This window comes from Pseudomonas sp. GW821-FHT04C07 (assembly GCF_059420325.1).
In genome coordinates, this window is sequence record NZ_JBWKTM010000013.1 from 133,979 (window position 1) to 157,781 (window position 23,803).

A 23,803-nucleotide genomic window follows, 5' to 3' on the forward strand; every position below is an offset into this window, starting at 1 on the left:
TCGCCGCAGGTGCGATGCATGGCAATGGTTGCTTTGCGTAACAATTGGCCTCTAAGCTCAGCTTCCAACGATAAGAAACATTCCCAGAGGTCTCTCTATGCCGCAGCAATGGCCAGCCGGCGACATCGCCCGAATGATCCTCGATGGCTTCGACGATTACCGCGAGCATTTCCGCCAGATCACCGACGGTGCCCGGGCGCGTTTCGAGCAGGCGCAATGGCAGGAGGCGCAGATCGCCTCAGCGGCGCGGATCAACCTCTATGAAGCGAAAGTCAGTGAAGTAGTCGGTCGGCTGCATGAGGCCTTCGATGCCGAGGCGCTGCTGGATGTCACGTTCTGGCCGCTGGTGAAAAGCGCTTACATCAGCCTGATCGACCTGCGCTTTGACGATGAGCTGTCCGAGACCTGGTACAACTCGACCTTCTGCGGACTGTTCAGCCATGACCTGATCAGCGACGGCTGCATGTTCATCCATACCACGCGGCCAAGCCTGCGCCGGGCCCGTGCTGCGCAAACCCGTACTTATAAGCCTGAGGGCGAACTGTCGAGCATGCTCGAGCAGATCTTCGTCGACTTCAGCTTCAGCGAGGCCTATGCCGATTTGCCTGGCGACCTGCGTCGGCACGAAGCCCAGTTGCGCGAGAACCTGCCGGACTGGGTCTGCAAAGACCCGCAGCTGAGCGTCGAGCTGTTTTCCTCGGTGCTGTACCGCAACAAGGGCGCGTATCTGGTGGGGCGCATCTACACCCAGGATGACCAATGGCCGTTGGTGATTGCGCTGCTGCACCGTGAAGGCCACGGGATTCAGATCGATGCGCTGATCACCGATGAAGCCGATGTGTCGATCATCTTTTCCTTTACCCGTTCGTATTTCATGGTCGATGTGCCGGTGCCAGCCGAGTTCATTGGCTTCCTCAAGCGCATTCTGCCGGGCAAGAACATCGCCGAGCTCTACACCTCGATCGGTTTCTACAAGCACGGCAAGTCCGAATTCTATCGCTCACTGATCAATCACCTGGCCAACACCGACGATCAGTTCATCATGGCCCCGGGTGTGCGCGGCATGGTCATGAGCGTGTTTACCCTGCCGGGGTTCAACACCGTATTCAAAATCATCAAGGACCGATTCTCGCCATCGAAGAACGTCGACCGCGCGACGGTGATCGAGAAGTATCGTCTGGTGAAAAGCGTCGACCGGGTAGGGCGCATGGCCGATACCCAGGAGTTTGCCGATTTCCGTTTTCCGCTGAGCAAGTTCGACCCGGCCTGCCTGGCAGAATTGCTGGAAGTGGCGGCCAAAACGGTGGAGGTCCATGGCGACACGGTGCTTATCCGTCACTGCTGGACCGAGCGACGCATGACGCCGTTGAACCTCTATCTGGAAAATGCCAACGAAGCGCAGGTTCGCGAGGCGCTGGAAGATTACGGCCTGGCGATCAAACAATTGGCGGCGGCTAATATCTTCCCCGGCGACATGCTGCTGAAGAACTTCGGCGTTACCCGTCACGGCCGCGTGGTGTTCTATGACTACGACGAAATCTGTTTTCTGACTGAAGCCAACTTCCGCCACATTCCGGCCCCTCGCACGCCGGAAGATGAAATGGCCTCGGAACCGTGGTACTCGATCGGGCCGCTGGATGTGTTTCCGGAAGAGTTCCCACCGTTCCTGTTCGCCGATTCCGGGCAGCGACGGTTGTTTGATCAACTGCATGGCGAGCTGTACAACGCCGATTACTGGAAAGGCCTGCAAGCGGACATTCGCGCCGGCAAGGTGATCGACGTGTTCCCCTATCGGCGCAAGGCGCTGGATAACGAATAGCCCCATCAGATCGTTCCCATGCTCCGCGTGGGAATGCCTCAATGGACGCTCTGCGTCCGCTCTTGGGACGCGGAGCGTCCCGGGCTGCATTCCCACGCGGAGCGTGGGAACGATCAGGCACCCGCAATCCACAACAAATCTGCGACAATCGGCCCCCTGCACCACTAGACGACTTTTGCGTACCTGATGACTGACGAATTGCCCGCTATCGACCAACTGCTGAAAAACCTCGATCACGCCATGCTTGCCGACCGTCACCGGCTGCGGCGGCAGTTGCTTGAGCTGCGCAAAAAACCTGACGAGGACAAGCTGGCCCAGTGGGTCGCGCGTATGCAGGCGTCCTGTGAGCGGGTCATGGCGCGGCGTGCCAGCCTGCCGCTGATTCGTTATGACGACAGCCTGCCGATTGCCGCCAAGCGTGACGAAATCAAAGAGGCGCTGCTCAAGCACCAGGTGCTGATCATCGCCGGCGAAACCGGCTCGGGTAAAACCACCCAGTTGCCGAAAATCTGCCTGGAAATCGGGCGCGGTCAGTACGGCCTGATCGGCCATACCCAGCCACGCCGTATCGCCGCTCGTAGCGTCGCCAGCCGGGTTGCTGAAGAGCTGGCGACACCGCTGGGTGCGCTGGTCGGTTATCAGGTGCGATTCGAAGATCAGAGCGATTCGAATACCCTGATCAAACTGATGACCGACGGCATTCTGTTGGCCGAAACCCAGAACGACCGTTACCTCGAGCGCTACGACACGATCATCGTCGACGAAGCCCACGAACGCAGCCTGAACATCGACTTCCTGCTCGGTTACCTGAAAACCCTGCTGCCGCGTCGCCCGGACCTGAAAGTCATCATCACCTCGGCGACCATCGACCTGGAGCGTTTCTCCAAACACTTCAATGACGCGCCGATTGTCGAAGTCTCCGGCCGAACCTTCCCGGTGGACACCTGGTATCGCCCGCTAACGCTGGAGCAGGACGAAGAGGGTAACCGCGTAGAAGACGACTTGACGGTGGATCAGGCGATCCTCGCGAGCCTCGACGAAATCGCCGCGTATGAACGCAGCGAGCGCCGCAGCCCTGGCGATGTGTTGGTGTTCTTGCCCGGCGAGCGGGAAATTCGCGACGCCGCGGACATGCTGCGCAAGGCCCAGCTCAAACACACTGAAATCCTGCCGTTGTACGCACGGCTGTCACCAGCCGAGCAGCAGCGAATTTTCCAGTCTCACCCGGGGCGTCGTGTGGTGCTGGCGACCAACGTTGCGGAGACCTCGCTGACGGTGCCGGGCATCCGCTACGTGATCGACAGTGGCACCGCGCGAATCAGCCGCTACAGCTACCGCGCCAAGGTGCAACGTCTGCCGATCGAAGCCATCTCCCAGGCCAGCGCCAACCAGCGTAAAGGTCGTTGCGGACGGGTCGAGCCGGGCATTTGCATTCGTTTGTACGCTGAAGAAGACTTTATCGGACGGCCGGAATTTACCGATCCGGAAATCCTGCGCACCAACCTGGCGGCCGTGATCCTGCAGATGCTGCATCTGCGCTTGGGCGAGATCACCGACTTCCCGTTTATCGAACCGCCGGATGGCAAGGCCATCAGCGACGGTTTCAACCTGCTGCAAGAGCTGTCGGCGGTCGATCGCGAAAGCCAGTTGACACCGCTGGGTCGGCAACTGGCGCGCCTGCCGGTGGACCCGCGCATGGGCCGTATGCTGCTGGAAGCCGCCAAGTTGGGCAGTTTGCAGGAAGTCTTGATCGTCGCCAGTGCCATGTCGATCCAGGACCCGCGCGAGCGCCCACCGGAGCGTCAACAAGCCGCCGATCAGGCCCACGCGCAGTGGAAAGACGTGGACTCGGACTTCGCCGGTCTGGTCAATCTGTGGCGTGGCTTTGAAGAGCAGCGCCTGGCCCTGACTGCCAGTCCGCTGCGCAATTGGTGCCGCAAGAACTTCCTCAATTACCTGCGTCTGCGCGAATGGCGCGATTCCCATCGGCAGCTGAGTCTGATCTGCCGCGACATGCAGCTGAGCCTGAATAAAGAACCGGCGGATTACCCGAAACTGCACAAAGCCGTGCTGTCCGGTTTGCTCAGCCAGATCGGTCAGAAGACCGAAGACGGCGATTACCTCGGCGCCCGCCAACGACGCTTCTGGATTCACCCTTCATCGGGGCTTGGGAAAAAGCGCCCGCAATGGCTGATGACCGCCGAACTGGTGGAAACCACCAAGCTTTACGCGCGGATGGTAGCGAAGATCGAACCTGACTGGATCGAGCCTCTGGCCGGGCACTTGATCAAGAAGAACCACTTCGAACCCCATTGGGAGAAGAAGCGCGGGCAGGTTGTCGCCTTCGAACAAATCACCTTGTTCGGGCTGATCGTGGTTGGCCGGCGGCCGGTGCATTACGGGCCGATCGAGCCAGTACTGTCCCGTGAGCTGTTTATTCGTGAAGGCCTGGTGCGCGGGGAAATCCAGTCCCGAGCCAGGTGCCTGACCGCCAACACGCAACTGCTCGAGCAACTCGACGAACTGGAGGCCAAGGCGCGCCGCCGCGACATCCTGGCTGACGAAGAAACCCTGTTCGCGTTCTACGATGCGCGGCTGCCAGCCGATATCCACCAGACTGCGACGTTCGACAGCTGGTATCGCATCCACAGCCAGAAAGACCCGCAGTTGCTGGTCATGCGCGAAGAAGACGTGTTGGCCCGCGAGGCCAGTGAAGTGACCGCTGCGCATTATCCGGACACCTTGCATTTGGGTGATCTGGCGTTGGCCTTGAGCTACCACTTCGAGCCCAACCATCCACGTGACGGCGTGACCTTGCGGGTGCCGGCGCCATTGCTGCCGGCACTGCCCTCCGAGCGCCTGGAATGGCTGGTGCCGGGAGTGATCGAAGCCAAGTGCATCGCACTGGTGCGCAACTTGCCCAAGGCGCTGCGCAAGAATTTTGTGCCAGTACCGGACTTCGTCAAAGCCGCGTTGCAGCGCATCACTTTTGCCGACGGCTCACTGCCTCACGCGTTGGGACGTGAATTGCTGCGCATGACCGGTGCGCGGGTCAGCGACGAAGCCTGGGCCGAATCGGCTCAGCAGGTTGAAGGCCATCTGCGGATGAACCTGGAGATTGTCGATGGTCAGGGCAAGTTCCTTGGCGAAGGTCGTGACCTGGCCGAGTTGACCGCGCGTTTCGCCGAGGCCAGCCAGGCCGCACTGGCTGTGCCGCAAACAGCGAAAAGCCAGCAGCCGGTGGAGGCCAGGGTCTTCGCCGCGGTGGCCGAAAAAACCCAACAGAAGATCGCCGGGTTGTCGATGACAGTTTATCCGGCGCTGGTGGAAGAGGGCGGTACGGTCAAAGAGGGACGATTCTCCACCGCCGCCGAGGCCGAGTTCCAGCATCGCCGGGCTTTACAGCGCTTGTTGATGCAGCAACTGGCCGAGCCGGCGAAATTCCTGCGCGGAAAATTACCGGGAATGACCGAGTTGGGTTTGCTGTACCGCGAGCTGGGGCGTATCGAAAGCCTGGTGGAAGACATCCTGTTGGCCAGCCTCGATAGCTGTATTCTCGACGGCGAAGCCAACCTGCCGCGCGATGGCGCCGGGCTGGCTGCGTTGGCGGAACGCAAGCGTGGCGCCTGGACCGAGCACGCCGAGCGGTTGGCGAAACTGACGCTGGAGACGCTCAAGCTCTGGCACGGTCTGCAAAAGCGCTTCAAAGGCAAGATCGACCTGGCGCAGGCGGTGGCCCTCAATGACATCAAGCAACAATTGAGTCAGCTGGTGTATCCGGGCTTTGTCCGCGAAACGCCGGCTGTTTGGCTTAAGGAACTGCCACGTTTCCTCAAGGCCATCGAGTTGCGCCTTGAGAAACTGCCAAGCCAGGTGCAAAAGGATCGGGTCTGGAGTACCGAACTGGCCGGGTTGTGGACGCAATACCAGGCGCGGGCCAACAAACACGCCCAGGAAGGCAAGCGCGATCCGCAGCTGGAGCTGTATCGCTGGTGGTTGGAGGAGTACCGGGTTTCGTTGTTTGCCCAACAATTGGGGACCAGGGTACCAATCTCCGACAAGCGTTTAAGCAAGCAGTGGAGCCAGGTCGAACTGTAGGAGCACGGCTTGCCGCTGAGTTTGTGGCAGGCGTTTCATCCTGCAAAAAGGGGCCAAATGCCTGCGGTTATGGCAAACTTCGCAGTCATAAACGCCGGCCCCGCAGATTTGAGCCTTCGCAGCCTGGGCTGATTGGAATAAAGCGACGCAAGGTTTCATCCCCTCTGACGGGATCAGACCATTTACGTGTTGGTACGTCAGTGCCAATGCTTTCTGCCTGAACAGATTAGAGATATGAGCATGCATAACGTTGTCATCAGCGGCACCGGCCTGTACACCCCGGCCAACAGCATCTCCAACGAAGAGCTGGTGCAGTCTTTCAATGCCTATGTACAGCAGTTCAATGTCGATAACGCCGCTGCCATCGAGCGCGGCGAAGTTCAGGCGCTGACCGAATCCAGTGCTGCCTTCATTGAAAAGGCTTCGGGGATCAAAAGCCGCTTCGTCATGGATAAGGAAGGCATCCTTGACCCGCAGCGCATGACGCCGCGTCTGCCTGAGCGTTCCAACGACGAATGGTCGGTGCTATGCCAAATGGCCGTCGGTGCCGCCGAGCAAGCCTTGCAGCGCGCCGGCAAGACCGCCGCCGATATCGACGGCGTTATCGTTGCTTGCTCGAACCTGCAACGGGCCTACCCGGCCATCGCCATCGAAGTCCAGGAGGCGCTGGGTATTCAAGGGTTCGGCTTTGACATGAACGTGGCCTGCTCCTCGGCGACCTTTGGCATCCAGGCCGCCGCTAACAGTGTCCAGCTCGGCCAGGCCCGGGCGATTCTGATGGTCAACCCGGAAGTCTGCACCGGCCACTTGAACTTCCGCGACCGCGACAGCCACTTCATTTTTGGTGACGCCGCGACGGCAGTGATCATCGAGCGTGCCGATCTGGCAACGTCACCGTACCAGTTCGACGTTGTCGGCACCAAACTGCTGACCAGGTTTTCCAACAACATCCGCAATAACTTCGGCTTCCTCAACCGCGCAGCCGAAGAGGGCGTCGGTGCTCCAGACAAGCTGTTCGTGCAGGAAGGTCGCAAGGTTTTCCGTGACGTCTGCCCGATGGTGGCAGAGCTGATCGCCACCCACCTGGAAGAGAACACGCTCAGCGTCAGCGACGTGAAGCGTTTCTGGTTGCACCAGGCCAACCTCAGCATGAACCACCTGATCGTCAAGAAACTGCTGGGCCGTGAAGCCTCGGTCGAAGAAGCCCCGGTAATTCTCGACACCTACGCCAATACCAGCTCGGCAGGGTCGGTGATTGCATTCCACAAGAATCAGGACGATTTGCCGAGCGGCTCGCTGGCGGTGCTCAGCTCGTTTGGCGCGGGTTACTCGATTGGTAGCGTGATTCTGCGTAAGCGTTGATTTGTGTGAGGCGGGGGCAAGCCCCCCTCGCCACAAAAGCTCGCTTCCTACGGGAGTCATTGTTTATGGCACGAGGCATGAATGGCCGCAGCTGACGACACGCAACTGCTCGAACGCTTGCTGGTGGGTGAGCAGCGGGCTTACAAGGAATTGGTCAACACTTACCAGAGCGCCATGCGCGCTGTGGCCTATGCCATTGTCGGCAACCGCCATGCCGACGAAGTGGTGCAGGACGCCTGGCTGTCGGTCGTGCGTAACCTGGCCGGGTTTCAGGGGCGTTCGAGCCTCAAGACCTGGCTGCTGACCATCACCGCCAACTCTGCAAAAAGCCGTTACAAACAAAACCGTCGGGAAGTCCTGCTGGATGATTTACCGTCGCCCCACGGCACGATTGGGGATGAGCGGTTTTCCCCAGATGACGGTCACTGGCTAGTGGCTCCGTTCGCTTGGCACGAGGACACGCCCGATGCCCTACTCACCGAAAATGAGCTGCGCGAGTGCCTGGAACATACCTTGCTGAGCCTCTCTGAACTGCAAAGCAGTGTGTTGCTGCTGCGCGAGCGCCAAGGCCTGGAGTTGGAGGAGATCTGTAATCTTCTGGAGATTTCGCTCTCCAATGTTCGTGTGCTGCTGCATCGGGCACGGCTGAAAGTCTTCGCTACGGTGGAGCATTTTGAGGAAACCGGCGAATGTTGACCTGTAAGGAACAAGTGGCGCGTTCCAGTGATTACCTTGATGGCCAGTTGAGCTTTCGTGAGCGTTTGATGGTGCGCCATCATTTGATGTTTTGCCCCAACTGCCGGCGCTTTATTCGTCAGATGCGCTTGATGCAGGCCACCTTGCGCGTGATGCCTGAACCTCCCGTCCCCGATGTTGACGACTTGGCCAAACGCCTGGCCGAAGAACGCAAAAGCAACCAATAGCCACTGCCGCAGTCGGCTACGAGGATGGCGATACAGCCGACGCCGCTTTCTTGCGTCGTGCTTTTCTGGAATTGGGCGGCACCGCCTACAAGGATTGGAAATACCAGATCAACTACGACTTCTCCCATAACTCGGGAACTGCGAACGACGGTTACTTCGACGAAGCGTCGATTTCCTGCGTCGGCTTCAAGCCGGTCACCTTCCGCGCCGGCCGTTTCGACGAAGACTTCGGTCTGGAAACTGACAAAGTCACCAACAACGACGGTGATGACAGCGGCGATGCACTTGTAGCTCGTGTGCAGTACGTGTTCCAAGCAAGGCTTAAAACCGAAACCGGCTCTTTCTCATCCGTTAAAGCTCCTTTCGCTTTGACCTCGCCTCGACGGGGTATTTTTATTCCGGCCGCAGCGGAGATGGGCGATACTCGGCGCGTCTGTGAGTCATGATCGTCGGGGAATGTGATGCCGTTACAACGTTTGGAGAGTCTGTCCGCAATCGCCTCTCAAGAATGGGATGCGCTGGTGCCCGACGGTCAGCCGTTCTTGCGACATGCCTTCCTCAGTGCACTGGAAGACAGTGGCAGCCTTGGTCCGCACTCCGGTTGGCAACCCGAGCATTTACTGCATGTTGAGGGCGGTCGATTACTTGCTGCATTGCCCAGTTACCGAAAATGGCACTCTTACGGCGAATACGTGTTCGACCATGGGTGGGCCGATGCCTGTGAGCGCGCCGGGATCGAGTATTACCCAAAGCTTTTGACTGCCGTGCCGTTCAGTCCGGTGAGCGGGCCGCGTCTGTTGGCCGCCAATGCACAGGATGGCTTCGAGCTGCTGAAAAGCCTGCCGGGGTATCTGGAAATCGAAGGGCTCTCCAGTGCTCATATAAATTTCACCGACCCGTTCACCGATGCCGCGCTGGCCGAGCAGCCGGGTTGGCTGCAACGTGTCGGCTGTCAGTACCACTGGCAAAACCGTGGTTACCGGGATTTCCAGGACTTTCTCGACGCCTTGAGTTCGCGCAAACGCAAGCAGATGCGCAAGGAGCGCGAGCAGGTCGCAGGGCAGGGCATTGAGTTTGAATGGCTCGAAGGACGGCAACTTGATCAAACGCAGTGGGACTTCGTTTATGCCTGCTATGCCAATACCTACGCAATACGCCGGCAGGCGCCGTACCTGACTCGGGAATTTTTCAGTCTGCTGGCCGAACGCATGCCCGAAGCCATTCGCGTGGTGCTGGCCAAACAAGGTTCACGGCCAGTGGCTATGGCGTTCAGTCTGGTGGGTGGCGACAGTTTTTACGGTCGCTATTGGGGCTGCCTGGCGGAGTTCGACCGCCTGCATTTCGAGACGTGCTTTTATCAAGGCATGGATTACGCGATTGCCAACGGTTTTCAACGGTTCGATGCCGGAGCTCAGGGGGAGCACAAGTTGATTCGTGGTTTCGAACCGGTGATCACCCATTCCTGGCACTACCTGAGGCATCCGGGTTTGAAGGCGGCGGTGAAGGACTTCCTGCAACAGGAGCGACTCGGCGTGCTGGCGTATGCCGAGGAAGCGAGAACCGCTTTGCCGTATAGGCAAGACTGATCCTCGCTGATCCCTGGATCAGCGGTCTTCCTTGCCCAACCAGCGCCAGGTCACGCCGTCAATGACCGCACCGAGGATCGGCGCCAGCCAGAACATCCACAGTTGCTGAATCGTTCATCGCGAGCAAGCCCGCTCCCACAGGGGCAGCGTCAATCACGCAGCTCAATCGATACCGACAAACCCACCGGTCTGGTGCTGCCACAACCGCGCATACAAACCGCCGTGGGCGAGCAGTTCGCTGTGGCTGCCGGTTTCGGCGATCCGGCCTTTTTCCAGCACCACCAAACGGTCCATTCGGGCAATGGTGGAGAGCCGGTGGGCGATGGCGATCACGGTTTTACCTTCCATCAGGGTTTCCAGGCTTTCCTGAATGGCCGCTTCGACTTCAGAGTCCAGCGCCGAGGTGGCTTCGTCCATGATCAGTATCGGCGCGTCCTTGAGCAGCACCCGGGCAATGGCGATCCGTTGGCGTTGACCACCGGAGAGTTTCACGCCGCGCTCACCGACGTGGGCGTCGAAACCGGTACGGCCCTGGGCATCGGAAAGATGTGGGATGAACTCGTCGGCGCGGGCCTTGCGCACTGCTTCCCAGAGTTCTTCATCGGTGGCGTCGGGTTTGCCATAGAGCAGGTTGTCGCGGATCGAGCGGTGCAGCAGCGAGGTGTCCTGGGTGATCATGCCGATTCGCTCGCGCAGGCTTTCCTGGGCCACGTCGGCGATGTTCTGGCCATCGATCAGAATTCGTCCGCCTTGCAGGTCGTAAAGACGCAGCAGCAGGTTGACCAGGGTCGATTTGCCCGCGCCAGAGGGGCCGATCAAGCCGATTTTTTCGCCGGGTTTGATCGTCAGGTTGAGGTCGCTGATGATTCCGCTTTTCTTGCCGTAGTGGAAATCGACGTGATCGAAACGGACTTCGCCGCGTGCCACTTCCAGGCGCGGGGCCTGTTCGCGGTCGGTCACGCTGACGGGCTGGGCGATGGTTTGCAGGCCGTCCTGGACCATGCCGATGTTTTCGAAGATGCCATTGACCACCCACATGATCCATCCGGACATGTTGACGATGCGGATCACCAGGCCAGTGGCCAGCGCGATGGCGCCGACCGAGATCAGCGACTGGGTCCACAACCACAGGGCCAGGCCCGTGGTGCAGACGATCAACAGGCCGTTCATGCCGGTGATGACCACGTCCATGCTGGTGACGACGCGACCGGCCAGCTGGGACTTTTCCGTTTGCTCTTCGATGGCTTCGCGGGCGTACTGTTGTTCGTAGTGGGTGTGGGCGAACAATTTGAGCGTGGTGATATTGGTGTAACCGTCGACGATCCGTCCCATCAGCTTCGAGCGAGCGTCGGAGGACACCACCGAGCGCTGTTTGACCCGCGGCACGAAATAGCACAGCGCGCCGATGTAGCAGGCGATCCAGCTCAGCAACGGGATCATCAGGCGCCAGTCGGCCTCGGCGAACAGCACCAGCGAACTGATGGCGTAGATCAGCACGTGCCACAATGCGTCCACCGCTTGCACGGCTGAGTCGCGCAGGGAGTTGCCGGTCTGCATGATCCGCTGGGCGATGCGCCCGGCGAAATCGTTCTGAAAGAAGTTGAGGCTTTGTTTGAGCACGTAACTGTGGTTCTGCCAGCGAATCATGCTGGTCATGCCGGGGCTGAGGGTCTGGTGCACCAGCAGGTCGTGCAGACCGACGAAGAACGGACGCAGGATGAGGGCGACCACCGCCATCCAGATCAGCTCGATGCCGTGAATCTTGAAGAAGTCGACATTCGGCGTGCCTTGGGCCAGATCGATGATCCGGCTCAGGTAACTGAACAGCGCGACTTCGATCAGCGCACCGAACAGGCCGACGATGAGCAGGGCGGCAAAACTTGGCCAGACCTGACGCAGGTAATAAACGTAAAAGGGTAGAACCGTGTTCGGCGGAGCCGCTGTCGGAGCGTCGCGAAAAATATCGATCAGTTGTTCAAAACGACGATAGAGCATTGGTTCTAACGCCCGCCAGGCGGGCTCTCCTTTCTAAAATGTGAACGGCACTTCAAAAGAACTGCCGCTCAAGACTCCTGTGTAGCTTAGTCGATGCGCTTGGCCGACTTTATCAACACGGGGTCGGCTGGCACATTCTGCATGCCGTTTTTGGTGGTGGTCTGGGAGTTGACGATGATGTCCACCACGTCCATGCCTTTGACCACTTTGGCGAATACTGCGTAACCGGCATCACGGCCCGGGTCGAGGAAGGCGTTGTCGGCCACGTTGATGAAGAATTGGCTGGTGGCCGAATCCGGGTTCGAGGTGCGAGCCATCGACAGGGTGCCGCGTACGTTATGCAAGCCGTTGCTGGCTTCGTTCTTGATCGGCGCCTTGGTGTCTTTTTGCTGCATCTGCGCGGTGAAACCGCCGCCCTGGGCCATGAAGCCCGGAATCACGCGGTGGAAAATGGTGTTGTTGTAGAAACCGCTATCGACGTACTCAAGGAAATTTTTGGTACTGATCGGTGCCTTGACCGGGTCCAGTTCGATTTCGATCTGGCCATTGGTGGTCTCCAGCAAAACGTGCGGCGCCGTGGCTGGTGTGGCGGCCATCAGGTTAGCGGCAAACAGAGCGGAGCCGGCGAGGAGGGCGATTTTCTTTAGCATGGGTCAGTGATCCTGGGTGGTGGTGTCAACTGCGGTTAGAAACTCGAGCAGGGTTTGGTTGAAGCGTTCTGGTTGATCCAGTGGGGTCGCGTGGCGGGAATCGGCGATCACCACCAGCCGCGCATTGGGCAACAGTTTTACATAGGCCTCTTTCAGCGCGACCGGCGTGTAGTCACGGTCGGCGCTGACGATCAGGGTTGGACAGATAATACGGGAAAGTCGTTCCTGCACGCCCCAGCCGATGATTGCATCGAAGCTGGCGAGATAAGCACGTTTGTCGTTTTTTGCCCAGCGCTGGGCTATTTTTCTACGCAGCCCGGCTTGTTCCGGTTTGGGGAAAAGCTTCGCGCCCAGCGCCGTGCCGATGGCGCTCATGCTCACGACGCGCATCAGGCTCCAGCGCTTGAACCACTGCCAATATTCATCCGGCGTCTGCAGTTTTACCTGGGGTGCGCTGTTGACGATGCACAGGCTCTTGAGCAACTGCGGCTGGTCCACCGCCAGCTGAAAGCCAATCATGCCGCCCATGGACAGCCCGACCACATGGGCGGGGCCCAGGTTCAAGTGCTCGATCAGGGCGATCAGGTCAGCGCTGAAGCCGGCAATGCTGTAGCGCTCGAGGGGCTTTTCGGAGCGACCATGGCCACGAGCATCCGGGACGATCACCCGGTAGCGAGCCGCCAGCGCGGGGATCTGATCCTCCCAATCCAAGGCGCTTGAGCCCAGCCCGTGTAGCAGTAGCACGGGTTCGCCGTGACCATATTCTTCGTAGTGCAGGGTGCAACCTTCATGTTCGAAATAGGCCATGGCAGAACTCCTGTTCGTGCTTACCGGGTTTCAGGCTTGCTGTGGGGCGGCGAAGGGCGCATCCAGCGGCGCCGTGTCAAAGGTGCGCAGCAGTTCGATGAGAATCTGCGTGGCCGGGCCCAGTGGTTTGTCCTTGTTTGAATACAGATAGAACGTGGGGTGACGACTGCCGCCCTGGTCCAACGGTAGCAGCTTGAGCAGGCCTTCCTTGAGTTCACGTTCAATCAGGTGCCGTGGCAACCAGGCGAACCCCAGGCCGCTGCCGACGAAGGTCGCGGCGGTGGCCAGGCTGCCGACGGTCCAGCGCTGTTCGGCGCCGAGCCAGCCGACGTCCCGCGGTTGCTGGCGGCCAGAGTCGCGGATCACCACTTGCAACTGGCTTTCCAGGTCCTGGAAATTCAACTCGCGGTTCAGCCGATGCAGTGGGTGTTCCGGGTGAGCCACGGCGACGAATTCCACTGCACTCATTTCTGTGCCCAGGTAACCGGGAATGCTGAAGCCACTGATGGCCAGGTCGGCGACGCCTTCGAGCAGCACCTCTTCGACCCCGGACAGCACTTCTTCGCGCAAGCGCACGCGACAGCCACGGCTTTGCGGCATGAACGCCGTCAGAGCGCGCACCAAACGGGCATTCGGGTAAGCGGCATCGACCACCAGCCGCACTTCAGCTTCCCAGCCTTGCTCCATATGGTGCGCCAGGTCCTCAAGCTGGCTGGCTTGTTTGACCAGTTGCCGGGAACGGCGCAACAACACGCCACCGGCTTCGGTCAGCACGGCTTTGCGGCCGTCGATACGCAAGAGGGGTACGCCGAGCTGGTCCTGCATGCGCGCCACGGTATAGCTGACGGAGGATTGTGAGCGGTGCAGCGCTTCGGCTGCCTGGGCAAAGCCACCATGGTCGACCACGGCCTGCAGTGTCCGCCATTGATCAAGGGTAACGCGGGGCGCTTTCAAGATGAGCTCCTCTTGTCCTAAGCTGGCTGTCCATATTGGAGACTGCCGAATGAGAAAAATCTGTTGCGTGTTGCTGGCGATGCTGCCTCTCAGTGCGTTTGCCTACCCCATCGATGTCGAGAAGCAGCTCAATGGTTTGAGCGTTGACTACACCACTTACGCAACCGACTACGACATGGGTGCCATCACCCTGAACAACTACGGCACGGTGCCGGTGGAATGCTCGGTGGTGTTTCGCAATGGTCCGGAGTCACCGCGCACACGACGGGTCATTGTGGAGGCCGGTAAACGCAGTGATGTCTCGGCCAGGTTCAACCGCAAGATCATCAGGCTGCGGATTGCACTCAGCTGTACGCCGCCCAAGTGAGGCAGCACGGAGCAGGTCTGCCGGGCATGCTCCGCTTATAAACGAATTTATAGATGGGTTATAGCAGTTATTTGCGCTTTTTCATCGATACGACTCTGTTTAATCTCCACTCCATCGACTTACAGCATTCACCGATGGAGGCTACAACCCATGTCCCGCGTACTGATCATCGAAAGCAGCGCTCGCCAGCAAGATTCGGTTTCACGCCAACTGACCCAAACCTTCATCAGCCAGTGGAAAACCGCTCACCCTGCTGACCAGATCACCATCCGTGATCTGGCGATCAACCCGGTTCCGCACCTGGATGCCAACCTGTTGGGCGGCTGGATGAAACCTGCCGAACAGCGCAACGAGATCGAACACGCCTCCCTTGAGCGCTCCAACCAATTGACCGATGAGCTGCTGGCCGCCGACGTGTTGGTGATGGCCGCGCCTATGTACAACTTCGCCATCCCGAGCACGCTGAAAGCCTGGCTGGACCATGTGCTGCGTGCCGGCGTGACCTTCAAATACACCGAAACCGGCCCGCAAGGCCTGCTCACTGGCAAGCGTGCCTATGTGCTGACCGCTCGTGGCGGCATCTATGCCGGGAGCGCCGCCGATCACCAGGAACCCTACCTGCGTCAGGTCATGGCATTCATCGGGATCCACGACGTCGAGTTCATTCACGCCGAAGGCATGAACCTGGGGGGAGACTTCCACGAAAAAGGTCTGAACCAGGCTAACGCCAGGCTCGCCCAGGTCGCCTGAGGTGTTAATCACCGGATAATCGCCTGATGGTTTAGTAGCGCCATTGTGCACTCCCTTCAAGCCGGTTCGCGCATCGAACCTCCCTTTGCACTTGTTGCCCCTGAGTGCTCCTGCCCGATCGACGCCAACGCGAGATCGGGTTTTTTTTGTCTGTGATTTCACTGCCAGTCGCAAAACCGCTATCGTCGCCGCCATTCGAGACGAGGCGCGTATGGGCTATCTACTTTTTGTCACGCTGATTCAGGCGTTTTCCTTCAGTTTGATTGGTGAATACCTGGCCGGCCATGTCGACAGTTACTTTGCGGTGCTGGTGCGCGTGCTGCTGGCCGGGCTGGTGTTCATTCCCTTGACCCGCTGGCGGCAGGTTGAACCGGCCTTCATGCGCGGGATGCTGTTGATCGGCGCGTTGCAGTTTGGGGTGACCTATGTCTGCCTGTACCTGAGCTTTCGCGTGTTGACGGTGCCGGAGGTGTTGCTGTTCACCATTCTTACACCGCTGCACGTGACGCTGATCGAAGATGCGCTGAATCGCCGCTTCAATCTCTGGGCACTGGTGGCGGCATTGGTCGCGGTGCTCGGCGCGGCGGTGATCCGCTATGACCGGATCAATCCGGACTTCTTTATGGGCTTCTTGTTGCTGCAACTGGCTAATTTCACCTACGCCGCAGGGCAGGTGTTTTATAAGCATCTGGTAGCACGTTACCCGAGCGATCTGCCGCATTACCGGCGCTTTGGCTATTTCTATCTGGGAGCACTGGCAGTGGCGTTGCCGGCGTTTGTGCTGTTCGGCAAGGCGAATTTCCTGCCCGAGGCGCCGTTGCAATGGGGCGTGCTGGTGTTCCTTGGCCTGGTGAGTACGGCATTGGGCCTGTACTGGTGGAACAAGGGCGCGTGCCTGGTCAATGGCGGGACGCTGGCGGTGATGAACAACCTGCATGTGCCGGTGGGGCTGTTGATCAACCTGCTGATATGGAATCAGCACGAAACGTTGGGGCGGTTATTCTTTGGTGGGCTGGTGATTCTGGGGGCGGTGTGGATTAGCCGATTCGGTGCGAGGCGTGCCGCAGGTTGCCCTTCGTAGAAGCGGGCAAGCCGTGCTCCTGCAAGGGCAGTGTTATTACATCGAACGCTTTTCAGATTCGGGGATGTAGCCCGCCCCCAACACCGCCGGTAACAACCCGGCGCGCAAATCATTGCCGCTCGGTTGCTGGGCGGCAGAAGATGGGCTGACCATACATTTGGTTTGGCTGGCAGCCCTGACGGGCGTTTGGTTAGCCTACAAACACTATTAAGTAGCAGAGTTTTTCATTGCTTTTCGGGTGTTTTTGGTAGAACGAGACAGGCGCATCCTTCACTCTTCTCTGGGAGGAGGGCGCTTGTTGATAACTGTGTGCTTTGCGCATCAAGCAGGTAAGCCCACTTGCCGCGGTTTGTTGAACTTCTTACTCCCGTTCCAACATGTCGATGATTGGGCAGGCCACCCCGTCGTTGCCAACATCACACTGCTGAACCAGTCCTCCCAACGCCTGCCGCATGGCGGCGAGGTCGGACATCTTCTGATTGATCAAGGTCAGCTTGCGGACAGCCAAGGCTCGTGTCTCGGCACATGCATGCACAGCATCGAGTCGAAGCAATCCGCTGACTTCTGCCAGCGTGAAACCGAGGGCTTGCGCCCGCTTGATGAAGCGCACGCGCTTTACCGTGTCGGGTGGGTAACGCCGATGACCGCGAAGCGGCTTTGGGGGCTCTTCCAGCAGACCGCGCCGCTGGTAATAGCGGATCGTCTCGATGTTCACGTCGGCGGCCTCCGCCAGCTTGCCGATGGTCAGTTCGGTCACCATTGCATTCTCCTTGACTCCGTACCTGAGTACGGGATCTAGAATGATACATGGGCAATCGGATTTAAGGCGTGAACAGGATGCAACTCACTGGGAAAGGCTCGTTGATCGCGGGCGTACTGGCTGCTATTGGCGCGTCGGTGTGCTGTGTCGGCCCCCTCATATTGCTAGCACTCGGCATCGGCGGAGCATGGGTAGGAAACCTGACAGCCATGGAGCCATACCGGCCCCTGTTTATCGGGTTGACGCTGCTGTTCCTTGGTCTGGCCTTGCGCAAGCTCTATGTGGTGCCACAAGTCTGCGCACCGGGTACGCCCTGCGCCGACACTCGAACCATCAAGCGGCAGCGGCTCACGTTCTGGATCGTCGCCATATTGCTGCTCGGTCTACTCGCCGTACCGTCACTGGCCCCACTGTTCTACTAGGAGTCCCTCATGCGCAAACTACTCATGGCCATGCTGACCGCCATCCCCTTCGCGGTGCTGGCTGCAACTTCCCAGACGGTCACGCTCGATGTACAGAACATGACGTGTGAGCTGTGTCCGATCACGGTCAAAAAGTCGCTGGAAAAAGTTCCCGGAGTGAGCTCGGTCAAGGTCGATTTCGACAAGAAGACAGCCATCGTCACCTACGACGCTGACCAGTCCCGGCCCGAAGCACTGACCGGGGCAACCACAAACGCTGGTTATCCTTCGACCGTCCGTAAGTGAGGTTTCAATGAACACCGTCGTTCTTGAGTCCGTGCTGACCTGCCCGCAATGCGGTTTTGCCAAGCTGGAAACCATGCCTACCAACGCTTGCCAGTTTTTCTACGAATGCGGCAATTGTAAGGCGCTGTTGCGCCCCAATGCGGGCGACTGCTGTGTGTTCTGTTCGTTCGGCTCGGTGAAGTGTCCGCCGATCCAGCAGCGTGAATGCTGCACGCCAGTGCACTGACCACATAGCCCTCATGCCGAAGTTTTACCTGAACACCGGCGTAGATGCATAAAAAGCGACGCCCGTCTTGGCGGTATACCTGATAGCCAAGCACTCACCACGATCAATTGGACATTGTTTTCTGTGTCTTACCGTGGCGAGCCAACAGGACTTTGCCATCCCAATGTGTCTGCCGTTCCGTCGGTTCGAGGTAGAAGCCGCCCATTGTCAAAGGCGGCAAGCTAGCGTGTTCCGTGGTGCATTCACATCGGGTTGTGTCGACGTCAACGTGACGAGGGATATTAGACGCTTACCAACATGATGCTTTCGTTGCGGCCGGGGTCGCTCCGACACCTTTTTATGAAGATCAGACCTCGGCACGGAAGGGGGATCGTCCGGCTTAAAGGCTTTGCGCGAAGGCGACACTCTGGTCGTGTGGAGGCTTGATTGCTTCGCACGCAACCTCCGTCACCTGATCAATCAAACAGAGCAATCCATAACTATCACCGGGTACGCGCAGTTCTCCACCTGGTGACAATGCGGCAATCAGGCGTCGCCTAGCAGGTGCTTGCGAATTAACCCGTCCAGCGAGAGTCGGCCGGGGCCGCGCGCCAGCAGTACCAGCAGCATGGCGACCCACTGGATATGGGTTGGCCACGCCAGTGGAAAGACGAATACCTCGATGACCGTGGTCATGCCAAGCAGGACGGCAGCCGTGGGCCGGGTGAGCAGACCGAGGATCAACAGCACCGGTGACGTGAGTTCGATCGATACCGTGATATACGCCGCCACTTCCGGCGGTAGAAGCGGCAACTGGTACTCGTCGGTGAACAACGCAACGGCCGTGTCCCAGCTGGCGAGCTTGGTCATGCCCGAGTTCCAGAACACCGTAGCCACCGCTAGTCGCAACGCAATGGCAAGGAACCAATAGGGAATGCGCTCGAGCCAGTGCAAGGCCCGCACGTAAAACGTGAGGGCTAGCCCGCGCGGCGCAGCCGGGTGGTTCATGGCAACTCCGTTAGCGATTGAGTTGGCCCAGACTGCGAAGCCTGGCTGAACCCGGCAAAGCACCCTTGTGCCAGGAGACTGGCCAGTGCAGCAGTGGCATCGATGCCGGGATGATCATCGAGGGCAAGGCCCAGCATGCATCCCGAACACAGCGCACGGCTAAAGCGCCAGACCATCCCGTCGACGCGGTCAACCCGAACGCCAGAGCCCCCCCTCTGAACCATCAGGTAGGTCGGACAGCCCGACAGGTCGATCGCCGTCAACGCCGCCTCATCATCCATGAGTACCGCATGCCAGATGGTGTCAGCAGGGTAGCCGGTTCGAATCATGCTGACGGATGGGTGAGGTACAAAGCTGAGCCAAGCGTATTGCGTAGCCTCGACTGCACGCAGCGACGCAATTGTCAGCGCCGGTGCATCGGCTGCGTGAAGGGCGCAGCTGACGGCCCATTCGAGTTGTGCCACATCGGACAGGTAAGGCACCGAAGCGCACGGCGCAAACCGTCCGAGAAAGGCCGAAAAATCGCCGCCGAACTCATCGAGGTAGCTGCTGCGGGGCGGCCGCTGCGTGATGTACTCGCGTGCCGCCGCGTCGAAAAACTCAGTGCCCACCAGCCGGTCGACAGCCGGGTAAGACAGGCGAAGCGCGCGTATCAGGGTTTGCGCGAAGGTGTTCCGGTAGACCGACAGACGCTCCTGCGCAGCGATCCCGTTGGCAACGACGTGTGCCACGGCATCGACGTTGTCACAATCGACGATGCTGCGCCGCACCGCATCCTGCAACTCACGCAAGGACGGCATGATCGTTCCTTGGCGCTGAATGCGCGAGGTAGCACTCGGCGTGTGTGGCCTCTTCGATCAACACGTCCAGCGAAGGGATATGGGTGTCCCACTCGATTAAAGTCGGAACCGGGCCGAAGCGGGCCAGCGCTTCTTCATAGAGCGCCCAGACGGCAGGTGCGACACGCGAGCCATGGTCGTCGATGCGCAGCATGGCGCCGGAATCGAGCGCCACGACTGAGTGGCCCGCCAGATGTATCTCGCCGATCGCGGCCGGTGGTAGTGCCCGCAGGTAGGCCGACGCATCCCAGCCATGGTTCTGCGCGCTCACATAGATGTTGTTTACGTCGCACAGAATCCCGCAGCCCGTACGTGCGGCGACGGTCGACAGAAACTCCCATTCCGGAATCGTCGAATGACTGAACTGCAGGTAGGTTGAAGGGTTCTCGACCAGAATTTGCCGACCCAGCCGCGTCTGCGCCTGCTCGACGTGCTGACAGACGACGTCGAGCGCCTCTTCCGTCATCGGTAGTGGCAGGAGATCGGCGAGATACGTCTGTCCGACTACGCTCCACGACAGGTGTTCCGAGATCAGGCCGGGTTCGATGCGCTCGCTTGCACGGCGCAGGCGCTCGAGATGGATGGGGTCGAGTCCGTCCGCGCTACCCAGTGACAGGCCAATCCCGTGAAACGAGACCGGATAGTCGCGCCGCAGCGTTTCCAGATAGTGTAGCGGCGTGCCGCCCCCCATGTAGTTTTCTGCGTGCACTTCCAGCCAGCCGACCGGTGGATGCGTATCGACGAAGATCTGATGATGCGGGAAGCGCAGCCCGACCCCCACTGAAGGCGGGATCGGGCCGGACGTCGCGCACCGGCCGGATTGAGACAGACTCATGGCCGCGCTCTCCGTCGATCAGGTGGATTTCATTGCCCCGCCCGCGATCTTGCCGCACACCCCGGCGGGCAATAGCACGAACGATTTCGTGTCGCGCGCCTGGCTGGCCTGGCCGGCGCAGGAATGGGTGCCTTCGGCACAGTCGTTTTTTGCGACGGCATTGATCCCGTAGCATTTTTCGAGGTGATTTTTCTGCATTTTCATCATGTTTTCTTTCACCATCGGTGGCGCATTCGACATGTCTTTCATCTCCTGCGCGCCGGCCGGTAAACCCTGCATGGCGAGCGCCAGCCCCATCGCGGCAGACAACGTGGTGGCGGCGTAAAGTCGACGGTTCATAGCTCAGGATCCTGACGTGAGCGGCCTCGATGCGAGACCGGTATCGAATACTTCGTTCGCGGCGGCAAAAGGTTACAGGTCGACCACGAAGGACGCATTGCCTGCCGCGAGACAGCCCGATCAGCGAAGGCCGCACACCGTCCGTTCTGGCACCAGATAGCGCCGGCACAGTGAAAGCAAGGTCATGAATAGCAGTACGCTGCCAAATTGCCAGACGATCACCATTAACGCGGCGTCTTCCGGATGGAAAAGCCGCAATGCCACGTTGGCGAGCGCCGCAGAAGCCAGGCTGCCCCACCACACCGCACAGGGGGCGGGCAGGCGTGCACCACGCCGGATCGCAAGCACGATCGCCAGTGCCGGGACAGCGCCGGTCATCGCGATGGCCGGCAGGCACATGAGGTCGGAATGAAACGCCATCCCGCTCAACCCCAGGCGCATCCACTCGTCCCAGCACTGATGGCCCAGGGTCGCGATCCATAGGGTCAGCGGAGCCATGGGTGTCCACTGCTTCCAGCCCGGCTCACCCGGCACACAGGTGACGAGCGCGGCCCAGCCAGCTATTAACGCCGTGGCCAGCGACGCCAGTTCCTGCGTCAGGAAAACCGGCTCGGCGAACTTCACCCCGATATCCGGACGCATCCCCATTGCGCCGACCATAAGCGCCATGACTGGCACCGACACGGCAAGCCACCCGATCAAACGCCAGGCGGGGGGCAGCAGGCGTCGAACCGGCTTCAGATCCGCCGCGAGCACATCAATGAGTTCATCGGTTTTCATGTCACTTCATCAGCAGCAGGTCGTGAAGTCTTTTCAACGCCCGATGAGTGGCCACCTTGAGCGCTGCAATGCTCATCCCGGTCGCTGCCGACGCCTCCTTGAGCGACATTTCCCGCTGCTTGAGCAGTTCGATCGCCTGCCGCTGGCCTTGAGGCAGCGAGGCGATAGCCTTTCCCAGCGTTTCCGTGTCCACCGGGGGTTCGTAAGTATCATTCGTCGGCTCGATCGCAAAGGTTACGTCGAGCGCGTCAACCACGAGTTCTTTGCGGTCTGTCCGCGAGCGCCGCCTCACGCCGTCCACGAGGCGCCGCCGCAGGATCGCCGTCAGCCACGGCATGAAAGGGCGAGTCGGATCATAGGTATGGCGGATCAAATGAAGCGTCAGCAGCGTGTCCTGGACTACGTCCTCAATATCGGCGGGTCTGCCCATCGGCCATCCCTGGCGGGCCAGCCGACGCAGGATCGGGGTAACCACGCGCAGTAGTCGCGTGTATTTTGCCTGATCGCCAAGCTGGGCCGCAGCCATCAACGACGCCAGATGTGAATCGTCTTGATGCATCGCACGGGTTGTCCTCAAGGATGTCTCAAGAGTCAGTCGTGCTCGACTATCGGAGTGAGCAGCCATGGCCTCGACAAGGCCTGGCCCAAAGCCGTTGGCCAAAGCGAACGACTTGAAACCCCTGGAGAGGAGACAGTACAACTGTAGCTCAAGGCCCTTGGACAGTTACTCGAAAATCGGTATACAACCAGTGAAGTGAGATACCCGCGCCAGCGCGGTGTCGGTGCCGGAACGCATGTCCATAGGTTCGGTGGCGAGCCGGATGGATTCGCCAGGTTCACGAGTCGACAGCTGCATGAATGTGCTACCGGGGTTCCATAATCCGTAGTACCGGGTGCCCGTCGATATTCTTGAGCGGAAAATACGAACGGTGCGTCGAGGCATCGACGGCAACGACGTGCGCATACGGGCCCACGCTGCCATTGCCGACTTTCGTGACGACTGTGTCCTTGACGTGGAACATCGACACAATACCGGCCTCTGCGGCCACATAAAGTGTGCTCAGCACAGGATCGAACGCAAGCACATCAGGGGTTCCCCCCGTATCGAACTCCTGGATAACCCGCATTGTGTGCATGTCCAGTACAAGGAGCTTGTCGTTACCTTGGCACGCGATAAAGGCAAGTCGGTCACGCGGATCGATCCACAAACCATGGTTGCCGCGCGCCCCCGGCAGATCAATGCGCGCCACAATTTGGTCGGTCGCGGGATTGATCTCGATAAGTTGCCGACGTGTCTGGATATTGACGAAGATGTGTCGTGATACCGGGTCATATTGTGTGTTGCCGACTTCACCTCCCAACGGAATCGTCGCAATACGCATGTTGGTGCGTACGTCGATCACCGTTTCGGTCTCGCCGTTTTCGTTCGATACGTAAAGCTTGTGAACGTCGGGCGCATAAGCCATGCCGTCGGGATAGATGCCGCCCGGTATGCGACTGACAACAGCCAGGGTCGCTTCGTCAATCGCAACGATTTCGTTGGTGCCTGTCGCCGACGCATAGACGCGCGACAACTCAGCAATAGCGAGCACACCGTGTACCGACGAGACGTTCGCAATGCGCCCAACGACGCGGGACTCACGCATGTCAAAGGCGATAACTTCGCCGTCACCAAGATGTGCGATGAACAACAGCTTGCGCTCTGGATCGTAGCTCTCGTAGTCGAGCCGAGTGGCGCCACCGGGCAATGGAATGTCGGTGACGTGCCTCAGTGGCAAGTCGCTAGTCGGCGGCTCGTCTGCCGCCTGACAGTAACGAAGGCTTGCGAAGTCCATAACGGCTAGCGCAGTCAACAGGGCGGCGAGGACTGGCAGAGCGAAACGTCGATTGTGCCGTATGTTCATGAGACCCTCTTCTGCTCGGGCAGGGCGGGTTCAA

At 59.5% G+C, this 23,803-nt stretch carries 24 protein-coding genes and 2 pseudogenes; 13 read left to right on the forward strand and 13 right to left on the reverse strand.

Going from position 1 to position 23,803, the window contains the following annotated elements; all coding sequences use genetic code 11:
• The first annotated feature begins 97 nt into the window (after positions 1-97).
• The 7 genes and pseudogenes from aceK to AC07UI_RS22725 all read left to right on the forward strand — a co-directional run bounded on the left by aceK (position 98) and on the right by AC07UI_RS22725 (position 9,788).
• On the forward strand, positions 98-1,819 hold the full coding sequence (aceK, locus tag AC07UI_RS22695; protein WP_494994617.1) for a bifunctional isocitrate dehydrogenase kinase/phosphatase: 1,722 nt from the start codon (positions 98-100) through the stop codon (positions 1,817-1,819).
• A gap of 186 nt (positions 1,820-2,005) precedes the next feature.
• On the forward strand, positions 2,006-5,917 hold the full coding sequence (gene hrpA / locus AC07UI_RS22700; RefSeq protein ID WP_494994618.1) for an ATP-dependent RNA helicase HrpA: 3,912 nt from the start codon (positions 2,006-2,008) through the stop codon (positions 5,915-5,917).
• Between the two features lie 240 nt (positions 5,918-6,157).
• Positions 6,158-7,279: a beta-ketoacyl-ACP synthase III gene (locus AC07UI_RS22705; RefSeq protein ID WP_494994619.1), complete on the forward strand. Its 1,122-nt coding sequence runs from the start codon at positions 6,158-6,160 to the stop codon at positions 7,277-7,279.
• An 81-nt stretch (positions 7,280-7,360) separates the two neighbouring features.
• Positions 7,361-7,975: an RNA polymerase sigma factor gene (locus AC07UI_RS22710; protein ID WP_494994620.1), complete on the forward strand. Its 615-nt coding sequence runs from the start codon at positions 7,361-7,363 to the stop codon at positions 7,973-7,975.
• Entirely contained in the window at positions 7,969-8,202 is a 234-nt protein-coding gene (locus AC07UI_RS22715; RefSeq protein ID WP_494994621.1) for an anti-sigma factor family protein, read from the forward strand. The genes AC07UI_RS22710 and AC07UI_RS22715 overlap by 7 nt, the downstream gene beginning before the upstream one ends.
• Positions 8,203-8,222: 20 nt before the next feature.
• A pseudogene (locus tag AC07UI_RS22720) lies at positions 8,223-8,441 on the forward strand (porin); the annotation flags it as partial.
• A 222-nt stretch (positions 8,442-8,663) separates the two neighbouring features.
• Positions 8,664-9,788, forward strand: a complete 1,125-nt coding sequence (locus tag AC07UI_RS22725; RefSeq protein ID WP_494994622.1) for a GNAT family N-acetyltransferase — start codon at positions 8,664-8,666, stop codon at positions 9,786-9,788.
• A gap of 18 nt (positions 9,789-9,806) precedes the next feature.
• Here AC07UI_RS22725 and AC07UI_RS22730 read toward each other — a convergent pair.
• The 5 genes and pseudogenes from AC07UI_RS22730 to AC07UI_RS22750 form a co-directional block, all read right to left on the reverse strand.
• Positions 9,807-9,899 (reverse strand): annotated as a pseudogene (locus AC07UI_RS22730) (aquaporin); the annotation flags it as partial.
• A 51-nt stretch (positions 9,900-9,950) separates the two neighbouring features.
• Entirely contained in the window at positions 9,951-11,783 is a 1,833-nt protein-coding gene (locus AC07UI_RS22735; protein ID WP_494994623.1) for an ABC transporter ATP-binding protein, read from the reverse strand.
• Between the two features lie 86 nt (positions 11,784-11,869).
• Complete coding sequence (locus AC07UI_RS22740) at positions 11,870-12,433, reverse strand: peptidylprolyl isomerase (protein WP_494994624.1); 564 nt, start codon at positions 12,431-12,433, stop codon at positions 11,870-11,872.
• A 3-nt stretch (positions 12,434-12,436) separates the two neighbouring features.
• Complete coding sequence (locus AC07UI_RS22745; RefSeq protein WP_494994625.1) at positions 12,437-13,240, reverse strand: alpha/beta fold hydrolase; 804 nt, start codon at positions 13,238-13,240, stop codon at positions 12,437-12,439.
• Positions 13,241-13,270: 30 nt separating this feature from the next.
• Positions 13,271-14,194, reverse strand: a complete 924-nt coding sequence (locus tag AC07UI_RS22750) for a PA3225 family LysR-type transcriptional regulator (protein WP_494994626.1) — start codon at positions 14,192-14,194, stop codon at positions 13,271-13,273.
• A gap of 49 nt (positions 14,195-14,243) precedes the next feature.
• On the opposite strand from AC07UI_RS22750, the gene AC07UI_RS22755 reads away from it, so the two are divergent.
• From AC07UI_RS22755 to AC07UI_RS22765, 3 genes are all read left to right on the forward strand, one after another.
• A complete protein-coding gene (locus AC07UI_RS22755) occupies positions 14,244-14,561 on the forward strand; it encodes a 3-phosphoglycerate kinase (RefSeq protein WP_494994627.1) in 318 nt (105 codons plus the stop codon).
• Positions 14,562-14,711: 150 nt separating this feature from the next.
• On the forward strand, positions 14,712-15,311 hold the full coding sequence (locus AC07UI_RS22760; RefSeq protein WP_494994628.1) for an FMN-dependent NADH-azoreductase: 600 nt from the start codon (positions 14,712-14,714) through the stop codon (positions 15,309-15,311).
• 211 nt (positions 15,312-15,522) lie between these two features.
• A complete protein-coding gene (locus AC07UI_RS22765) occupies positions 15,523-16,392 on the forward strand; it encodes a carboxylate/amino acid/amine transporter (protein ID WP_494994629.1) in 870 nt (289 codons plus the stop codon).
• Between the two features lie 361 nt (positions 16,393-16,753).
• On the opposite strand, the gene merR is transcribed toward AC07UI_RS22765, so the two are convergent.
• Entirely contained in the window at positions 16,754-17,152 is a 399-nt protein-coding gene (gene merR / locus AC07UI_RS22770) for a mercury resistance transcriptional regulator MerR (RefSeq protein ID WP_494994630.1), read from the reverse strand.
• Between the two features lie 77 nt (positions 17,153-17,229).
• On the opposite strand from merR, the gene AC07UI_RS22775 reads away from it, so the two are divergent.
• The 3 genes from AC07UI_RS22775 to AC07UI_RS22785 are packed head-to-tail and all read left to right on the forward strand — an operon-like array spanning position 17,230 to position 18,085.
• Positions 17,230-17,574, forward strand: a complete 345-nt coding sequence (locus AC07UI_RS22775) for a mercuric transporter MerT family protein (protein ID WP_494994631.1) — start codon at positions 17,230-17,232, stop codon at positions 17,572-17,574.
• A gap of 9 nt (positions 17,575-17,583) precedes the next feature.
• The gene (merP, locus tag AC07UI_RS22780) at positions 17,584-17,859 is read left to right on the forward strand and encodes a mercury resistance system periplasmic binding protein MerP (RefSeq protein WP_494994632.1); all 276 of its coding nucleotides are present in this window, start codon (positions 17,584-17,586) and stop codon (positions 17,857-17,859) included.
• Between the two features lie 7 nt (positions 17,860-17,866).
• A complete protein-coding gene (locus AC07UI_RS22785; protein WP_494994633.1) occupies positions 17,867-18,085 on the forward strand; it encodes a GDCCVxC domain-containing (seleno)protein in 219 nt (72 codons plus the stop codon).
• Positions 18,086-18,610: 525 nt separating this feature from the next.
• On the opposite strand, the gene AC07UI_RS22790 is transcribed toward AC07UI_RS22785, so the two are convergent.
• The 7 genes from AC07UI_RS22790 to AC07UI_RS22820 form a co-directional block, all read right to left on the reverse strand.
• Positions 18,611-19,072: a DoxX family protein gene (locus AC07UI_RS22790; RefSeq protein ID WP_494994634.1), complete on the reverse strand. Its 462-nt coding sequence runs from the start codon at positions 19,070-19,072 to the stop codon at positions 18,611-18,613.
• A complete protein-coding gene (locus tag AC07UI_RS22795; protein WP_494994635.1) occupies positions 19,069-19,872 on the reverse strand; it encodes an HvfC/BufC family peptide modification chaperone in 804 nt (267 codons plus the stop codon). Before AC07UI_RS22795 ends, AC07UI_RS22790 begins: the two co-directional genes overlap by 4 nt.
• Positions 19,856-20,746 (reverse strand): MNIO family bufferin maturase, encoded by an 891-nt coding sequence (gene bufB, locus AC07UI_RS22800; protein ID WP_494994636.1) that lies wholly within the window; start codon positions 20,744-20,746, stop codon positions 19,856-19,858. The genes AC07UI_RS22795 and bufB overlap by 17 nt, the downstream gene beginning before the upstream one ends.
• An 18-nt stretch (positions 20,747-20,764) precedes the next feature.
• Positions 20,765-21,085, reverse strand: a complete 321-nt coding sequence (bufA1, locus tag AC07UI_RS22805; RefSeq protein WP_494994637.1) for a BufA1 family periplasmic bufferin-type metallophore — start codon at positions 21,083-21,085, stop codon at positions 20,765-20,767.
• 120 nt (positions 21,086-21,205) lie between these two features.
• Entirely contained in the window at positions 21,206-21,865 is a 660-nt protein-coding gene (locus AC07UI_RS22810; protein ID WP_494994638.1) for an NrsF family protein, read from the reverse strand.
• A gap of 1 nt (position 21,866) precedes the next feature.
• Positions 21,867-22,424: a sigma-70 family RNA polymerase sigma factor gene (locus AC07UI_RS22815; protein WP_494994639.1), complete on the reverse strand. Its 558-nt coding sequence runs from the start codon at positions 22,422-22,424 to the stop codon at positions 21,867-21,869.
• A gap of 304 nt (positions 22,425-22,728) precedes the next feature.
• Complete coding sequence (locus AC07UI_RS22820) at positions 22,729-23,769, reverse strand: YncE family protein (protein WP_494994640.1); 1,041 nt, start codon at positions 23,767-23,769, stop codon at positions 22,729-22,731.
• Between the last annotated feature and the right edge of the window lie 34 nt (positions 23,770-23,803).

What these genes read in the sequence shown, in the direction of transcription:
- AC07UI_RS22705 (WP_494994619.1), top strand. Translation starts at nt 6,158, where the DNA reads ATGCATAACGTTGTCATCAGCGGCACCGGCCTGTACACCCCGGCCAAC.
- AC07UI_RS22765 (WP_494994629.1), top strand. Translation starts at nt 15,523, where the DNA reads ATGGGCTATCTACTTTTTGTCACGCTGATTCAGGCGTTTTCCTTCAGT.
- merR (WP_494994630.1), bottom strand. Translation starts at nt 17,152, where the DNA reads ATGGTGACCGAACTGACCATCGGCAAGCTGGCGGAGGCCGCCGACGTG.
- AC07UI_RS22710 (WP_494994620.1), top strand. Translation starts at nt 7,361, where the DNA reads ATGGCCGCAGCTGACGACACGCAACTGCTCGAACGCTTGCTGGTGGGT.
- aceK (WP_494994617.1), top strand. Translation starts at nt 98, where the DNA reads ATGCCGCAGCAATGGCCAGCCGGCGACATCGCCCGAATGATCCTCGAT.
- bufA1 (WP_494994637.1), bottom strand. Translation starts at nt 21,085, where the DNA reads ATGAACCGTCGACTTTACGCCGCCACCACGTTGTCTGCCGCGATGGGG.
- AC07UI_RS22790 (WP_494994634.1), bottom strand. Translation starts at nt 19,072, where the DNA reads ATGAACCACCCGGCTGCGCCGCGCGGGCTAGCCCTCACGTTTTACGTG.
- AC07UI_RS22740 (WP_494994624.1), bottom strand. Translation starts at nt 12,433, where the DNA reads ATGCTAAAGAAAATCGCCCTCCTCGCCGGCTCCGCTCTGTTTGCCGCT.
- AC07UI_RS22760 (WP_494994628.1), top strand. Translation starts at nt 14,712, where the DNA reads ATGTCCCGCGTACTGATCATCGAAAGCAGCGCTCGCCAGCAAGATTCG.
- hrpA (WP_494994618.1), top strand. Translation starts at nt 2,006, where the DNA reads ATGACTGACGAATTGCCCGCTATCGACCAACTGCTGAAAAACCTCGAT.
- AC07UI_RS22785 (WP_494994633.1), top strand. Translation starts at nt 17,867, where the DNA reads ATGAACACCGTCGTTCTTGAGTCCGTGCTGACCTGCCCGCAATGCGGT.
- AC07UI_RS22715 (WP_494994621.1), top strand. Translation starts at nt 7,969, where the DNA reads ATGTTGACCTGTAAGGAACAAGTGGCGCGTTCCAGTGATTACCTTGAT.
- merP (WP_494994632.1), top strand. Translation starts at nt 17,584, where the DNA reads ATGCGCAAACTACTCATGGCCATGCTGACCGCCATCCCCTTCGCGGTG.
- AC07UI_RS22815 (WP_494994639.1), bottom strand. Translation starts at nt 22,424, where the DNA reads ATGCATCAAGACGATTCACATCTGGCGTCGTTGATGGCTGCGGCCCAG.
- bufB (WP_494994636.1), bottom strand. Translation starts at nt 20,746, where the DNA reads ATGAGTCTGTCTCAATCCGGCCGGTGCGCGACGTCCGGCCCGATCCCG.
- AC07UI_RS22745 (WP_494994625.1), bottom strand. Translation starts at nt 13,240, where the DNA reads ATGGCCTATTTCGAACATGAAGGTTGCACCCTGCACTACGAAGAATAT.
- AC07UI_RS22795 (WP_494994635.1), bottom strand. Translation starts at nt 19,872, where the DNA reads ATGCCGTCCTTGCGTGAGTTGCAGGATGCGGTGCGGCGCAGCATCGTC.
- AC07UI_RS22775 (WP_494994631.1), top strand. Translation starts at nt 17,230, where the DNA reads ATGCAACTCACTGGGAAAGGCTCGTTGATCGCGGGCGTACTGGCTGCT.
- AC07UI_RS22820 (WP_494994640.1), bottom strand. Translation starts at nt 23,769, where the DNA reads ATGAACATACGGCACAATCGACGTTTCGCTCTGCCAGTCCTCGCCGCC.
- AC07UI_RS22755 (WP_494994627.1), top strand. Translation starts at nt 14,244, where the DNA reads ATGAGAAAAATCTGTTGCGTGTTGCTGGCGATGCTGCCTCTCAGTGCG.
- AC07UI_RS22810 (WP_494994638.1), bottom strand. Translation starts at nt 21,865, where the DNA reads ATGAAAACCGATGAACTCATTGATGTGCTCGCGGCGGATCTGAAGCCG.
- AC07UI_RS22735 (WP_494994623.1), bottom strand. Translation starts at nt 11,783, where the DNA reads ATGCTCTATCGTCGTTTTGAACAACTGATCGATATTTTTCGCGACGCT.
- AC07UI_RS22725 (WP_494994622.1), top strand. Translation starts at nt 8,664, where the DNA reads ATGCCGTTACAACGTTTGGAGAGTCTGTCCGCAATCGCCTCTCAAGAA.